Source organism: Pseudomonas sp. PvP009 (assembly GCF_017832995.1).
GTDB lineage: Bacteria > Pseudomonadota > Gammaproteobacteria > Pseudomonadales > Pseudomonadaceae > Aquipseudomonas > Aquipseudomonas syringae.
Map to the genome: position 1 here is coordinate 2,603,118 of NZ_JAFIBG010000001.1, position 17,539 is coordinate 2,620,656.

At 61.8% G+C, this 17,539-nt stretch carries 1 protein-coding gene (running past both ends of the window); it reads right to left on the minus strand.

The whole window is internal to a syringopeptin non-ribosomal peptide synthetase SypC gene (sypC, locus tag JOE29_RS11555) on the minus strand: the coding sequence, 40,560 nt in all, runs 13,082 nt past the left edge and 9,939 nt past the right edge, and what appears here is coding positions 9,940-27,478, spanning codon 3,314 (complete) through codon 9,160 (partial); reading right to left, the first codon wholly in view occupies nt 17,537-17,539. Both codon boundaries (start and stop) fall beyond the window edges.

A 17,539-nucleotide genomic window follows, 5' to 3' on the forward strand; every position in this document is an offset into this window, starting at 1 on the left:
GGGTCGGCAGGCTGTCGAGGGCCAGGGACGGTGACTGCTCAAGTGCATCCGCCAGATGCTCCAGCACGGTCTGCATGTAACCACAGACCCGTTTGGCACCGACTTCGCTGCTGACCTGTACGGTCAGACTGAACCCGTTACCCACGTCGTCCACGTTCAGGGTCAACGGGTAGTTGGTGTGGTCCTTGGCGCCAAAGGACTCGATCCCTTCCCAGGCAGTGGCGGTTTCTGCCGAAACATCGTTCACGCCGCTGTGCCGGTAGTTGAGCAGCGCGCTGAACAGTGGTGTCGGTGCCGCCACGCCGCTGCAACGCTGGGCGAGTACCAGCGGTGCGTGTTCATGGCCCAGCAACGCCGTCAGTTGCCTGTGCGTAGCTTTCAGTCCCTCGACCACCGTTGTAGCGCCGACATCGACGCGCAGCGGCAAGGTGTTGATAAACATGCCCAACGCACGGTCGGCACCCTCGCCGGCCTGCATACGGCCTAGCAGTACGGTGCCGAACACGACCTGGTCACGGGCCGAGACACTGCCGAGCACCCGCGCCCACGCCAGGTGCATCAGGCTCGCTGCGCTGACGCCGGCTTGCCGGGCCTGAGCCCGCAAACGCAGGTCCAGTTCAGCGGGCAGGATCACGCTCGCCTCTTCGAGGTCACGACCACCGTCCTGCACATCCTGCAAACCGAATGGCAGCGTTGGCTCGTCGATATCGCTGAGCATGTCGCGGAAGAAGGCTTCGTGCTGTGCCTCGCTGACACCCAGGCGAGCCTGGGCTACGTAGTTGCGATACGGCACGCTCTGACCCAGAGCAGCGTGCTGACCGAGCAGGTGCGCCTGAAGTTCACGCAACACCACGTACAGCGAGGTGGCGTCGTTGACCAGGTGATGGAACAGCAGCATCGCCAGCCAGCGATCGTTGAGCGGATCATGGCTAAAGACAATCTGCATCAAGGGCGCTTGGCGTACGTCGAGGCGGTAATGCCGAGAATCGAAGCGCTCGTGCAATTGCTCGGCCAGCGGGCCGTCTGCCGGGTCTAGGTACACCTCGGTGACGTGCATTTCAGCCTGACGCAGCACCACTTGCAGCGGTTCTTCGAGACCCTCCCACAGCACAGCGGTGCGCAGGATATCGTGACGGTTGACCACCCCTTGCAAGGCACGGCTGAAGTCATCCAGTCGTGCGCGGTCGCGCAGACTGAACAGCGCTTTCAGGGTATACGGGTCGCCCTGCTCGGCACTGATGTGGTGATAGAGAATGCCTGCCTGCAAAGGTGCCAGCGGGTAAATGTCCTGCACGTTAGCGGCACCACCGGGCACATGCTTCACGACGCGGTCGATCTGCGCCTGAGTCAGGCTGATCAGTGGCAGCAGGTCCGGTGTGATGTGTTCGCAGCGTTCCGGGATCAGATTGGCCGGCACCATGACTTCCGTGCCACCACCGACCGCTGCCGCCAGTGCGGCTAGCGTAGGCTGGCTGAACAGTACGCGTACGTCGGCACTCAGGCCGACCTGACGCATGCGTTCGATCAATTTAACCGCGAGCAGCGAGTGGCCGCCCAGTTCGAAGAAGTGATCATGGCGACCGACCTGCCCGACCTTGAGCACGTCAGCCCAGATCGACGCCAGCAGGGTCTCAACCTCGCCCTGAGGTGCTTCATAACCACGACTGATGAGCGATTGCGCATCCGGCATTGGCAGGGCCTTGCGGTCGAGCTTGCCGTTGGCGGTCAGCGGCAGCGCATCGAGCTGCACGTAGGCCGCGGGCACCATGTACTCCGGCAACAGGCCTTGCAGATGGCTACGCAGGTGTTCGATGTCGACAGGCTGCTGCGCTGTGACATACGCCACCAGACGCTTGTCGCCAGGTGTGTCCTGACGGCAAAGCACCACGGCCTCTAGAACATCAGGATGTTCGGCCAGGCGCGCTTCGATTTCACCCAGTTCAACACGGAAACCGCGGATTTTCACCTGATCGTCATTGCGACCCAGGTATTCCAGGTTGCCGTCGGCACGCCAGCGAACCAGGTCGCCGGTGCGGTACATCAGTGCGTTTTCCGACGCACTGAACGGATCGACGACAAACTGCGTGGCGCTCAATTCAGCACGATTCAAATAGCCCTTGGCAACGCCCTGCCCGCCGATATACAGCTCGCCGGGCACGCCCAGCGGTAACGGTTGGCCTTGGCCATCGAGCACATACAGGCGGCTGTTACCCACCGGTTTGCCTATAGGAATCGAGCCATTGCCGACCGACGTAATTTCGTAGGTCGCGGAAAACGTCGTCGCCTCGGTCGGGCCGTAGCCGTTGAGCAGATGCTGTGGAGGACTGTTGGCCAGCACCCGGCCAATAACGGCAGGGTCCAGCACATCGCCGCCGACAATCAGGTAGCGCAGGCGCGAAAAGGCCTCGCCCAGCCCTGAAGCGTATTGATGGAACAACCCGGCGGTCATCCATAGCACGGTTACCGATTGCTCCAGCAACAGGCGCTGGAAATCGCGCGGGGACAGCAAGTCGTTCTGCCCGATAACCACCACGCAACCGCCATTGAGCACCGGTGCCCAAACGTCAAGCGTGCTGGCATCAAACGCAGGATTTGAAGCGAAAGCTACGCGATCCTGTGCATTGAAATCGGCGTAACCGTTGTTGATCACCAGCCGGCTGATGGCCCTATGCGGCACCAGCACACCTTTCGGCGTGCCGGTGGAGCCTGAGGTGTACATGATGTAAGCGACGCTTTCGCTGGACTGCGGCAATGCCAGGTCGGTGCCTTTAAAGTTCTCTACTTTCAGGCCATCGAGGTCAACACGCTGCACAGCGGTCGTCAGCGACACCTGGCTGTGAGTCAGCAGAACACGCGCCTGACTGTCTTCGATCATGAACGTCTGACGTTCGACCGGTGCATTGATGTCCAGCGGTATGTACACCGCCGCGCACTTGAGCACCGCCAGCTGGCTGGCGAGCAGGTCGAGGCTGCGTTCCAGCAGGATCGCCACGCTGTCACCCGGCTGCACACCGAGCCCCAGCAGATGCCGCGCCAGGCGATTGGCCCGGGTGTTGAGTTCGGCATAGCTCATGGCCACGCCATCGTGGATTGCAGCGCAAGCGTCGGGGCAAGCCCGTGCCTGGGCTTCGAACAGACTCTGCAAGGTCTGTTGCTGCGGGTAATCCCGCGTGGTGTCGTTGAACGCCACCAGCAGTTGCTGCCGTTCGGCTTCCGGCACTACCGATAAGTCGCACACCGCTGAGTCCGGCGCGGATTCAAGGGCTTCGGCCAGATGGCTCAAGACGGTCTGCATATAGTCGCAGATGCGCCGCGCATCGATACCGGCCACCGCCTGTACATTCAGGCCGAAACCCGCACCCATATCATCGACGTTCAGAATCAACGGGTAGTTGGTGCGTTCTTCACTGCTCAGGGCATGGATACCCTGCCAGGACTGCACGGCCTGTTCGGACACACTGCCAACCGCACTGTGGCGGTAGTTGAGCAGCGCACTGAACAATGGCAGCGGCGCGGCCACCGCGCTGCAACGCTGGGCCAATACCAAAGGCGCATGCTCATGACCGAGCAAACCGGTCAAACGGGTGTGGGTCTGACGCACCGCCTGGCGTACCGCGCAGGTGTCGATATCGACGCGCAGCGGCAAGGTGTTGATAAACATCCCCAGCGAACGCTCGGCGCCCTCGCCGCCTTGCATCCGGCCCATCAGTACGGTGCCGAACACCACGTCCTGCCTGCCTGAAACCTTGCTCAGGACCTGCGCCCAGGCCAGGTGTGCCAGGCTGGCAACGCTTACTCCAAGCTGCCGGGCCTGGGCCCGCAGGCGCAGGTCCAGTTGAGGCTCGAGGACCAGGGTGTGCTCTTCAATATCGCGACCGTCACCCTGCACATTCATCAGGCCGAACGGCAAGGTCGGCTCTTCGATGTCGCCGAGCATGTCGCGGAAGAATGCTTCGTGATCCGCTTCGCTCACCCCCAGACGCGCCTGAGCCACATAGTTGCGGTACGGCACCGGGCTGCCCAGTTGTGCCGCCTGCCCCATCAAGCTGGTCTGGATTTCGTGTTTCACTACCTCCAGCGCCACATGATCCAGGGCCATGTGGTGGAACAGCAGCATCGCGCAGATCCGCTGATTGAGCGGGTCTTCGGCGTAAGCCACACGCATCAAGGGTGCCTGGCCGATGTCCAGACGGTAGTGGCGCGGGTCGAAACGGCTGTGCAGTTGCTCTGCGATATCACCGTTCGCCGGATCCAGTTCAAGCGCTTCAAGGTGCAACTGCGCCTGACGCCAGACCACCTGCACCGGCGAGTCGAGACCTTGCCACACCACGCTGGTGCGCAGGATGTCGTGACGATCGATGACCAGCTGCAACGCTTCGGCAAATGCATCCAGGCGCTGGCGGTCATCAAATGCGAACCGGGTCTGCAAGACATAGGGGTCGCCCTGCTCCGCAGCGATATGGTGATAGAGAATGCCTTCCTGCAGCGGCGCCAACGGGTAGATATCCTGCACATTGGCCACGCCGCCCGGCACGCCTGCGACCACCTGATCGATATGCGCCTGGGTCAGGTCGGCCAGCGGCAGCAGGTCCGGAGTGATGTATTCACAGTGTTCATCAATCAGGTTGGCGGGCACTACCACTTCCGTGCCAGCACCGACTGCCGCTGCCAGTGCAGCCAGCGTCGGCTGACCGAACAGCACGCGCACGTCCGAGCTCAAGCCCGACTGACGCATACGTCCGATCAGGCTGACGGCCAGCAGCGAATGACCGCCCAACTCGAAGAAGTTGTCGTGTCGACCGACCTGGGCAACGCCCAGCAGGTCTTGCCAGATAGCCGCGATCTGCGTTTCGGTTTCGCCTTGTGGGGCTTCATAACCACGGCTGATCAGTGCACCGGCGTCCGGTGCTGGCAGGGCCTTGCGGTCCAGCTTGCCATTCGGGGTCAGTGGCAGTGCATCGAGCAGCACATAGGCCACCGGAATCATGTAGGCCGGCAATTGTTCCTGCAGCCAGCCGCGCAGGCTGTCGATGTCTACCGAAGCCTGCCCTGCGCTCAGTGTGTAATAAGCCACCAGACGCTTGTCACCCGGAACATCTTCGCGGGCAGCCACCACTGCTTCATGAATGGCTGGGTGTTTGGCCAAGCGTGCATCGATCTCGCCCAGCTCGATGCGGAAGCCACGGATTTTCACCTGATCGTCGTTACGACCCAGGTACTGGATATTACCATCCGCCAGATAGCGACCCAGGTCGCCGGTGCGGTACATGCGTGCCGCTGGGTTTTGGCTGAACGGGTCTTTGAGGAAGCGTTCGGCAGTGAGGTCGTCACGGTTCAGGTAGCCACGAGCCACACCGGCACCGCCAATGTAGATTTCACCCGCAACACCCAGTGGCACGGGCTGTTGCTGTTCGTCCAGCAGATAAAACTGTGTATTGCCAACCGGTTTGCCGATGTGTGCAGCGAAGCCGTCTTCGCGATCCATCGCCACCCAGCTTGAGTACGTGGTTGTTTCAGATGGGCCATACAGGTTGCACAGGCGCTGCACGCCGGTCTTCTCGAACAGCGACTCAACCAGGCTGCGCTTCAGCGCTTCACCGGCCACGTTTACGGTGTGGACCGATTCCGGCAGACCATCGACGTCCAGCAGCGCTTTAAGCGCCGACGGTACGGTGTTGATCAGGCCGATATCGTGCTCGCCGTGTTGCAGTTCCAGCACGTTTTTGACAACTTCGATACTGCCTCCCGACGTCAGCGGCGCGAAGCACTCGTAGACGGCGAGGTCGAAGTTCAGCGAAGTGGAGAACAGCGTTTTTTCCAGTGCACAGCCGTCGAACGCCTTATGCGCCCAGCTCAGGAAGTTCACGGTGTTGCGGTGTTCGATCATCACGCCTTTCGGCAAGCCGGTCGAACCCGAGGTGTAGATCAGGTAGGCCAGGTGCGCGGAAGTCAGCCCAGGCACCTGCGGATTCTGGACGGACTGGTCCTGCCAATCGCTCAGATCAAGATTGATGACTGGCACCGAAACATCGGCCAGCAAGCCCTGAGTAGCTGTTTGAACCAAAACTGCCGCCGGAGCGCTGTCCTGCAACATATAAGCAATCCGTTCTGCCGGGTAAGCCGGATCAAGCGGTACGTAACCGCCGCCCGCCTTTAGAATCGCCAGCAAACCGACGACCATTTCCGCGCCGCGTTCTACACAGATCCCGACGCGAGAGTCAGGCTGAACACCCTGCTTGCGCAGGGCATGGGCAAGGCGGTTGGCCTGCTCGTTAAGCTCGCGATAGGTCAGACTCTGTTCGCTGTGGACGACTGCCAGCGCTTCCGGTGTGCGCTCTACCTGCGCTTCGAACATCCCGTGAATGGTCTGTTCTTTGTCGTAATCCAGCACGGTGTCGTTGAACGCCACCAGCAACTGCTCGCGCTCGACAGCTGGCAGGATAGATAAACCTTGCAACGACGTTTCTGGCGTCTGCTCCAGCGCCGTCAACAGGTTTTCCAGCGCCGTGTGCATGTAGCCGCACACACGTTGCGCGCCGATTGACGAAACCACCAGCGCCGTCAGGCTGAACCCTTCGCCCAGATCGTCGACGTTCAAGGTCAGTGGGTAGTTGGTGCGTTCTTCGCCGCTGAGGACCGCAATGCCCTGCCAGGCCTGCATGGCCTGGTCGGACACACTGCCGACCCCGCTATGGCGGTAGTTGAGCAGCGCGCTGAACAAGGGTGCCGGCGCGGCAACCCCGCTGCAACGCTGGGCCAACGCCAGTGAGGCATGTTCGTGACCCAGCAAGGCCGTCAGACGTTTATGAGTGGTCTTGACCCCATCACGTACGCCCTGCTCGCCCACCGAAACCCGCAGCGGCAAGGTGTTGATGAACATCCCCAAAGCCCGCTCGGTTCCTTCGCCACCTTGCATCCGGCCCATCAGGACGGTGCCGAACACCACATCCTGCTTGTTTGATACCTTGCCCAACACCTGAGCCCACGCCAGGTGCACCAGACTTGCGGCACTCACCCCTTGTTGCCGGGCCTGAGCCCGCAGGCGCAGATTTAACTGAGGGTCCAGCGCCAGGCTGGCCTCCTCGATGTCACGACCTTCACCCTGCACATCCATCAGGCCGAACGGCAGGGTCGGCTCGTCGATATCGCCGAGCATGTCGCGGAAAAATGCTTCGTGATCTGCCTGGCTGACACCCAGGCGTGCCTGGGCCACATAGTTGCGATACGGCACGGGTACCGACGCCGCCACAGTGTCGGCCTCGCCCGCCAGCCATGCCTGCATTTCATGCTTCACCACTTCCAGCGCTACGTGGTCCAGGGCCATGTGATGGAACAGCAGCATCGCGCAGATGCGCTGGTTGAGCGGGTCTTCGGCATAGGCCACACGCATCAAAGGTGCCTGGCCGATGTCCAGTCGGTAATGACGCGGATCAAAGCGGCTGTGCAGTTGCGCACCGATATCGCCGTCTGCCGGATCAAGCTCAAGTGCGTCAAGGTGCAACTGTGCCTGACGCCAGACCACTTGCACCGGCGAGTCCAGACCGTCCCATACCACGCTGGTGCGCAGAATGTCGTGACGATCGATGACCATCTGCAAGGCCTGAACAAAGGCGTTCAGACGCTCGCGGTTATCGAAGGCGAACTGTGTCTGCAACACATAGGGGTCGCCGATTTCGGCGGCCAGGTGGTGATAAAGAATGCCTGACTGCAGAGGCGCCAGTGGGTAGATGTCCTGCACATTGGCCACACCGCCCGGCACGGTGGCTACGACGTGATTGATCTGCGCTTGAGTCAGATCGGCCAGTGGCAGCAGTTCAGGCGTAATGCGTTGGCAGTCCTCGGTGATCAGGTTGGCGGGTACCACGATCTCGGTGCCACCGCCCACCGCCGCGGCCAGTGCAGCCAGGGTGGGCTGGCTGAACAGCACGCGCACGTCGGCGCTCAGGCCCAACTGGCGCATACGCCCGGTCAGACTCACCGCCAGCAGCGAATGGCCGCCGAGTTCGAAGAAGTGGTCGTGACGACCGACCTGCTCGACACCCAGCAGGTCTTGCCAGATTACCGCGATCTGCTCCTCGATTTCGCCTTGCGGTGCTTCGTAGCCACGGCTGATCAGCGCATCACCGCCCGGTGCTGGCAGCGCCTTGCGATCAAGCTTGCCGTTGGACGTCAGCGGCATGGCCTCGAGCAGTACATAAATGGCCGGAACCATGTATTCAGGCAACTGTTGCTGCAGGTGACTGCGCAGGGTGTCGATATCGACAGCAGTGTGCTCGGCAGACTGCGTGTAGTAAGCCACCAGACGTTTGTCACCGGGTATGTCTTCGCGAGCGGTGACCACCGCTTCGTGGACCGCCGGGTGTCTGGCCAAAGCGGCCTCGACTTCACCGATTTCGATGCGTAAGCCGCGGATCTTGACCTGAAAGTCATTACGGCCCAGGTATTCCAGCGCGCCATTGGCCAGCCAGCGACCCATGTCGCCGGTTTTGTACAGGCGTGCCTGTGGATCGCTGGAAAACGGGTCGGCGATGAAACGCTCGGCACTCAGCTCCGGCAGGTTCAGGTAACCCCGCGCCACGCCGATGCCGCCAATGTGCAGTTCACCGGCCACGCCCATTGGTTGCAGCTGGCCCAAGGCATCCAGCACGTGCATCTGAATGTTCGCAATCGGACGGCCGATGGGCACGCTGTCGCCCGGATCCGTCGGGCGGCATTCCCAGGCGGTAACGTCGATGGCCGCTTCGGTCGGGCCATAGAGGTTGTGCAGTTCAACGCCCTTCAGGTGTTGCTCGAAGCGGCGCTGCAACGCACGCGGCAAGGCCTCGCCGCTGCACAGCACGCGGCGCAGTTGCGGGAAGTCGCGGGTCGAGCGGTGTTCCAGAAACACATCGAGCATCGAGGGCACAAAGTGCAGCAGGGTAATGCCCGCGTCAGTCATTACCTGCGCCAGGTATTCCGGCTCCTGATGGCCACCGGGACGTGCCATGACCAGTTCGGCACCGGCCAGCAGCGGCAGGAAAAACTCCCAGACCGACACGTCGAAACCGAACGGGGTCTTTTGCAGCACACGATCATTGCTGTCTACGTGATAGGCATCACGGGCCCATAGCAGGCGGTTGACCACGCCCAGGTGTTCGTTCATCACGCCTTTGGGCTGACCAGTGGAACCCGAGGTGTACAGCACGTAGGCCAGGTGATTCGGCTTCAGGCCCAATGCCTTGGCATCGGGATTGTTGATCGGCTGTAAGGCAAGCCGGGCGCTGTCATCGTGGCCATCGAGCACCAGCGCCGTAACGCTAAGGGCTGGCAGACTTGCAAGCAGATCCTGGCTGGTCAGCAGCGCACGGGGGGCGCTGTCGCTGAGCATATAGGCCTGGCGAGCGCTGGGCAGATCCGGGTCGATCGGCACGTAGGCGCCACCGGCCTTGAGGATACCCAATAGCGCCACGACCATTTCCGGGCCGCGACGCAGGCTGACCGCGACCCGCGCATCCGGCCCCACGCCCAGCTCAATCAGACGATGGGCGAGCTGGTTGGCCTGTTGGTTGAGTTCGGCGTAAGTGAGCAACGGCCCGCTGTCACCGCGTACGGCGCAGGCATCCGGACGCTGAGCAGCCCTTTGTTCGATCAGTTGATGGATCAGTACATCGCGCGGATAAGGGTGAGCGGTGTCGTTGAAGCCCGCCAGCAAAAGCTCGCGCTCGTCGTCCGGCAGTATGGGCAGGCTGTTCAGCGCTGCTTGCGGTGTGTGTTCCAGCGCTTGCACCAGGCTGCGCAGTGCAACCTGCATGTACTCGCCGATGCGCGTGGCACTGATTTGCTTGACGGCCTGAATGGTGAGCATGAAGTCATCGCCCAGGTCATCGACGTTCAGGCACAACGGATAGTTGGTGCGTTCCTCCATGCTCAGGGTCTGAATGCCCTGCCAGGCTGACAATGTTTCGCTCGAGGCCGCACCACCGTTGCTGTGGCGGTAGTTGAGCAAGGTGCTAAACAGCGGCAGCGAACTCGGCACGCCGCTGCAGCGCTGGGCCAGCGACAGCGAGGCATGCTCATGCCCCAGCAGGGTCGACAGGCGCTGGTGGGTGAGCTTGACCGCCGCCAGAGCGCTCTGGCTTCCGACGCTGATGCGCAGCGGCAAGGTGTTGATGAACATTCCCAGCGCCCTGTCGGCGCCGTTGCCGCCCTGCATGCGGCCCATCAGTACGGTACCGAACACCACTTCTTCACGGCCCGACACCCGACCGGCCACCTGAGCCCATGCCAGGTGCGCCAGACTGGCAGCGCTAACCCCTAATTGCCGCGCAATGCTGCGTATACGGCTGCTCAGCTGGCTGTCGAGTACCTGATGCACTTCCTCGATACCACTGCCATCGCCCTGCACGTCCTGTATGCCGTAAGCCAGAGTCGGTTCGTCGATGTCGCCGAGCATGTCGCGGAAAAACGCTTCGTGCTCGGCCTGGCTGATACCCAGACGCGCCTGTGCCACATGGTTGCGATAAGGCACCGGGGCCGGCAATTGCTCGATCTGCCCCTGCAGGCTGGCCTGCATTTCCTCCACCACCACTTCCAGTGAGGTGTGATCCAGCGCCAGATGGTGGAACAGCAACATGCCGACCAGACGCTGGTGGGTGTTGTCCTCGGCATAGGCAATGCGCATCAGCGGCGCCTGGCCAATGTCCAGGCGATAGTGACGTGGGTCAAAACGCTCGCGCAGTCGTGTCAGCACGTCACCGTCGAGCGGATCGATGGCCACCTCTTCCAGACTCAGTTTAGCGTTGCGCCAGACCACCTGTACCGGCTGCTCAAGCCCTTCCCAGACCACGGCGGTGCGCAGGATGTCGTGGCGTTCGACCACGTTCTGCAGGGCCGCGGCGAAACTGGCCAGGCACTCGCGATCATCGAACGCGAAGAGCATCTGCAAGACATAGGGATCACCTTCATCCGCAGCCAGATGGTGATAGAGAATACCTTCCTGCAAGGGGGCCAGGGCGTAGATGTCCTGAATGTTGGCCAGGCCGCCCGGGACGCTGGCGACTACCCGATCGATCGCTGCCTGATCCAGATCAGCCAGCGGCAGCATGTCCGGGGTAATACGCTCGCAGCCCGGCACGATCAGGTTATCCGGCACCTGTACGTCGGTGTGCCCGCCCACCGCAGCAGCAAGTGCGGCAAGGGTCGGCTGGCTGAACAGCACCCGCACATCAGCCGACAGGTCGATCTGGCGCATGCGCTCGATCAGTTTGACGGCCAGCAGCGAATGCCCGCCCAGTTCGAAGAAATGATCGTGGCGGCCAACCTGTGGCACTTGCAGCAGAGACTGCCAGATTTGCGCGATGGCGATCTCGACATCGCCTTCGGGCGGCGCGTATTCACGCATTGCCAGTGCCTGCGCATCCGGTGCGGGCAATGCCTTTTGGTCGAGCTTGCCGTTGGTGGTCAGCGGGAAGCTGTCCAGCGCCACAAAAGCACTGGGCACCATGTAATCGGCCAGGGACAGCAGCAAGCGCTCACGCAAGTCAGCCGCCACGATCTCGTGGCCGGGCGCAGCGATCACATAGGCCACCAGGCGCTTGTCACCCGGTTGATCTTCGCGGACCAGCACCAGCGCTTCGCGGACCGCGTCACAGGCGGCCAGCGCAGCCTGGATTTCTCCCAGTTCGATACGGAAACCACGGATCTTGACCTGGTCGTCGTTGCGGCCCAGGTAATCGAGACTGCCATCATCCATCCAGCGACCCAGGTCGCCGGTTCGGTACAGACGCGCCTGAGGATCTTTACTGAACGGGTTCGCCAGGAATCGCTCGGCCGTCAGCGCTTCACGATTCAGGTAGCCCCGCGCGACACCGGCGCCGCCGACATATAGCTCGCCGACCACACCCACCGGCACCGGCTCGCGGCGCGCGTCCAGTACATACAACTGCAAATCGGGAATGCGTACACCGATAGGGCTCACGCCCGCACGTTGCGCATCTGCCGCCACCAGGGGGTGATAGGTCACATGCACCGTGGTTTCGGTGATGCCATACATGTTCACCAACTGCGTACCGGCGTTGATCACCCTGGCGTACCACGGCTTTAGCATCCCGGTATCCAGCGCTTCGCCACCAAAAATCACCTGGCGCAAGGAATGTCGCTGATCGCTCTCGCCCTGGGCGTTGAGAAACTGGCGGAACGCGCTCGGGGTCTGGTTGAGCACCGTCACTTCGGCGCTGCACAACAGCGCGTAGCAGTCTTGCGGGGAGCGGCTGATCAGTTGCGGCACGATCAGCAAACGCCCGCCGTGCAACAGCGCACCCCAGATTTCCCAGACCGAGAAGTCGAACGCGAATGAATGGAACAACGCCCAGACATCCTGCTCGTTGAAACCAAACCAGCTCTGGGTGGCCGAGAACAGCCGGGCCACGTTGCGGTGCTCGACCATTACGCCCTTGGGCAGGCCGGTCGAACCGGAGGTGTAGATGACGTAAGCCAGGTGGCGCGGGCTGAGCCCGGTCAGCTGTGGATTGTGACCCGGTTGGGCCTGCAACGCCGGACTGTGCAAATCCACGCGTGGGCCGTCGAACGCACCCAGCAGCGCCAGCCCGGCAGCATCGGCCAGCACCGCCATCGGGGCGCTGTCCTGCAACTGGTAAGCAATACGCTCCGCCGGATAGGCCGGGTCAATCGGCACGTAACCCGCACCGGCCTTGAGCACCCCGAGCAAACCGACAATCATCTCCAAGCTGCGCTCTACGCAGATCGCCACCCGGTCATCCGGCTGCACGCCCAGGCCCAGCAGGTAATGGGCCACCTGATTGGCGCGGGTGTTCAGCTCGGCATAGGTCAGGGTGCGGTCTTCATAGTGCAGGGCCACGGCATTCGGCTGCGCCACCACCCAGGCTTCGAAGGTACGGTGAATCAGGGTGTCATCGGCCTGCAGCGCATGGGGGGTGTTCCAGCTTTCCAGCAGTTGCTGGCGCTCGATCCCGGGCAGGATATGCAGCGCTCCCAGCGCAGCGTCCGGGGTCTGTTCCAGTGCTTGCACCAGGTTTTCCAGCACACAGTGCATGTACGCACATACACGCTTGGCACCGATCTGTCCTTCGGCCATGACGGTCAGGGCGAAACCTTCGCCTATGTCATCCACGCACAAGGTCAGCGGGTAGTTGGTACGTTCTTCGCCGTGCAGCGCCTGAATGCCTTCCCAGGCGACCTGCGCATTGTCGCTCGCGGCGACATCACCGGTATGACGGAAATTGAGCAGCGAGCTGAACAATGGCGTCGAAGCGGGTACACCACTGCAACGTTGGGCCAGTACCAGCGAGGCGTGTTCATGGGCCAGCAGCCCGCTGAGTCGCGCATGGGTCGCTTTCAGACCGCTGCGCACGCCCTGCTCGCCCAGCGTGACACGCAGCGGCAAGGTGTTGATGAACATTCCCAACGCCCGGTCGGACCCTGCGCCGCCTTGCAGGCGACCGAGCAACACGGTGCCGAACACCACATCCTCTTTGCCTGACACAGCGCCCAGTAAACGAGCCCAGGCGAGGTGATAAAGGCTGGCAGAACTCACCCCGAGTTGACGAGCCTGTACGCGCAGGCGTTGGCTCAGGTCGACGTCGACCAGCAGGCGTGCTTCCTCGATACCGCTGCCGTCGCCCTGCACGTCCTGCAGACCGAATGGCAGCGTCGGCTCATCGATGTCGCCGAGCATATCGCGGAAAAATACCTCATGCTCTTCACGGCTGACACCGAGCATGGCCTGAGCTACGTAATTGCGATAAGGCACGGACGGCGGCAGCGAGGCTTGCTGACCGAGCATGTGTGCCTCGATTTCGCTTCTGAGGATGCGCAGCGATGTGGCGTCGTCCACCAGGTGGTGGAACAGCAACATGCCCAGCCAGCGGTTGTTCACTTCATCGTGTGCATAACCGATGCGCAGCATCGGTGCCTGACGGATGTCCAGACGCGTGTGACGAGGGTCGAGACGCTTGAGCAACTGCTCGGCGATGTCGCCATCGGCCGGGTCCAGCACTTGCTCATCCAGGCCCAGAGTCGCTTCACGCCAGACCACCTGCACCGGGGCGTCGAGACGTTCCCAAAGCACGGCGGTGCGCAGGATATCGTGCCGTGCGATCACGCCTTGCAGCGCGTGGGCGAAACTGTGCAGACGCTCAAGACTGTCAAAGGCAAACAGCGCGTATTGCAAATACGGGTCACCCTCGGTAGCGGCAAGGTGGTGATACAAGATCCCCTCCTGCAGCGGCGCCAAGGCATAGATATCCTGCACGTTGGACAGACCGCCGGGCACGCTGGAGACCACGCGATCGATATCGTCCTGGGTGAGCGACACCAGCGGCAGCATATCCGGGGTGATGCGCGAGCAGTCCGCGGGAATAAGGTTGGCGGGAGCCTCGACTTGCCCCTTGCCGCCCACCGCTGCCGCCAGGGCAGACAGGGTCGGCTGGCTGAACAGCACGCGCACATCGGCAACCAGATCGATCTGGCGCATGCGCTCGATCAGTTTCACGGCCAACAGCGAGTGGCCGCCCAGCTCGAAGAAGTGGTCATGCCGGCCGACCTGCTCCAGTTGCAACAGGTCTTGCCAGATCCGCGCAATGGCCATCTCGGTATCGCCTTCAGGCGCTTCGTAGCCTTGACTGGCCACCGCCGAACGGTCGGGCGCGGGCAGCGCCTTGCGGTCAAGCTTGCCGTTGGCCGTCAGCGGGAAGCTTTCCAGACTGACGAAGGCACTTGGCAGCATGTACTCGGCCAGCGACAGGCGCAGTTGCTCACGCAATCGGCTAGCGTCCGGTTCCAGTCCCGCGGTGCCGATAACGTAGGCCACCAGACGCTTGTCACCAGGCTCGTCCTCACGCACCAGCACCAGCGCATCCTGTATACCTTCACACGCGGCGAGTTGCGCTTCGATCTCGCCCAGCTCTATACGGAAGCCGCGAATCTTCACCTGTTCATCGTTACGTCCCAGGTATTCCAGGCTGCCATCGGCCAGCCAGCGACCCAGATCGCCGGTGCGGTACAGGCGCGCACCCGGTGCCGTACTGAATGGGTTATCGATGAAACGCTCGGCCGTCAGTGCTTCACGGTTCAAGTAGCCACGTGCCACACCGGCACCGCCGACATACAGCTCGCCGACCACGCCGACTGGCACCGGTTCGCCATGGGGATCGAGGACATACAGTTGCAAATCGGGAATGCGCCTGCCGATCGGGCTGGCACCGATACGCTGTGCATCTTCGGCCTGCAACGGGTAATAGGTAACGTGCACCGTGGTTTCGGTAATGCCGTACATGTTGACCAGTTGCGTACCGGCATTCACCTTGCGGGCGTACCACGGCTTGAGCATGGCCGTTTCCAGTGCTTCGCCGCCGAAGATCACCTGGCGCAACGAATGCGCCTGCCCGTTCTCGCCCTGTGCTGCAATCAGTTGGCGGAACGCACTTGGCGTCTGGTTGAGCACCGTTACCCCGGCGCTGCACAGCAGGTTGTAGCAGTCTTCTGGTGAACGGCTGATCAGTTGCGGCACGATCAGCAGACGTCCGCCGTGCAGCAAGGCGCCCCAGATTTCCCAGACCGAGAAGTCAAAGGCGAACGAGTGGAACAGCGCCCAGATATCCTGTTCGCCAAACGCGAACCAGTCTGCGGTGGCCGAAAACAGTCGTGCAACATTGCGATGCTCGACCATCACGCCTTTGGGCAGACCGGTTGAGCCGGAGGTGTAGATGACATAGGCCAGGCTCGCAGCCGTCAGCCCCGCTACCTCGGGATTGCAGACGGATTCGTCCCGCAAGTCGGGATCATCGAGACTGATGATAGGCACTTCCGTCACCGGCAAGGCTTGCTGCACTGACTGCTGGCTCAATAATGCCGCCGGCGTGCTGTCACCGAGGGTATAGGCCAGGCGCTCAAGCGGGTAAGCCGGATCCAGTGGTACATAACCGGCCCCGGATTTGAGGATACCCAGCAAGCCGATAATCATCGCCGGGCCACGCTCGACACAGATCGCCACGCGATCATCCGGGCGTACACCCAAGGCCAGCAAGCGATGCGCGACCTGGTTGGCACGCGCGTTGAGTTCGCCGTAGCTCAGGATCTGTTCTTCGAACACCAGAGCGACGGCGTCTGGCTGTTCTGCGGCGCGGGCTTCGAATTGCTGATGGATCGGTGTTTCGTGTGTATCGGTCTTGTTGGGCAGGTTCCACTGTTCGAGCAACTGCGCACGCTCGCTGAGCGGCAGTATCGAAATACTGTGTAACGGCGTTTGCGGCGCCTGTTCCAGCGCATCCACCAGCCCTTCTGTAGCCAACTGCAAATAGTCACAAACACGCTGCGCGCCGATGCTCGCCGTCACCAGTGCTGTGAACAGAAATCCTTCACCCATATCGTCGACGTTGACTGTCAACGGGTAGTTGGTGCGTTCTTCATCGGCCAGACCCAGCGACTGCATGCCATCCCAAGCCACCATTGCCTCATCGGTCACGGCAACGCCGCTATGGCGATAATTGAGCAAGGCACTGAACAGTGGTGTCGGTGCGACCACGCCACTGCAACGCTGAGCCAGTGCCAGCGACGCATGTTCATGGCCGAGTAACCCGGTCAGGCGTCGGTGCGTGGCCTTGACCCCGTCACGTACGCCCAGATCGCCCAGGTCTACCCGCAGCGGCAAGGTATTGATGAACATGCCAAGGGCCCGTTCGGCACCCTCGCCGCTCTGCATCCGACCCATCAGGATGGTGCCGAACACCACCTGTTCACGTCCGCTGAGGCGACCGAGCATTTGCGCGAACGCCAGGTGGATCAGGCTTGCCGCACTGACCCCAAGTTGCCGCGCCTGAACTCTCAGGCGTTGGCTCAAAGCGCCGTCCAGCCGCAGACGGGAATGATCGAGAGCGCTGCCGTCGCCTTGTACATCGTGCAGGCCGAAAGGCAGCGTTGGCTCGTCGATATCGCCGAGCATGTCCTGAAAGAACAGTTCGTGGTCCTGTTCTTTCAGACCCAGTCGTGCCTGAGCGACATAGTTGCGGTAAGGAATGGAGTGGGCAAGTTGTTCGGCCTGACCGAGCAGGCAGACCTGCATTTCATAGCGCACCTGATCCAGCGCAGTGTGGTCAAGGATCATGTGGTGAAACATCAGGGTCGCCAACCAGCGTTCGTTGCCGCTGTCTAGGGCACACACCAGGCGCATCAAGGGTGCCTGGCGGATGTCCAGGCGTATCTGAAGCGGGTCCAGGTAGTCTTGCAACTGACTCGATACATTACCTAAACAAGGGTTGAACTCAATCTCTTCGACGCTGAGCTCGACATGGCGCCAGACCACCTGTAACGGCTCGTCGAGGCTTTCCCAGTGCATGGAAGTGCGCAGGATGTCATGGCGATTGATGACCATTTTCAGCGCGTTGGCGAATGTCTCCACGTGTGCGCGGCTGTCAAAGGCAAACTGCGCCTGAAGCACATAGGGGTCGCCCCGTTCGGCGCTGATGTGGTGATAGAGAATACCTTCCTGCAAGGGGGCCAGCGGGTAGATATCCTGCACGTTCGC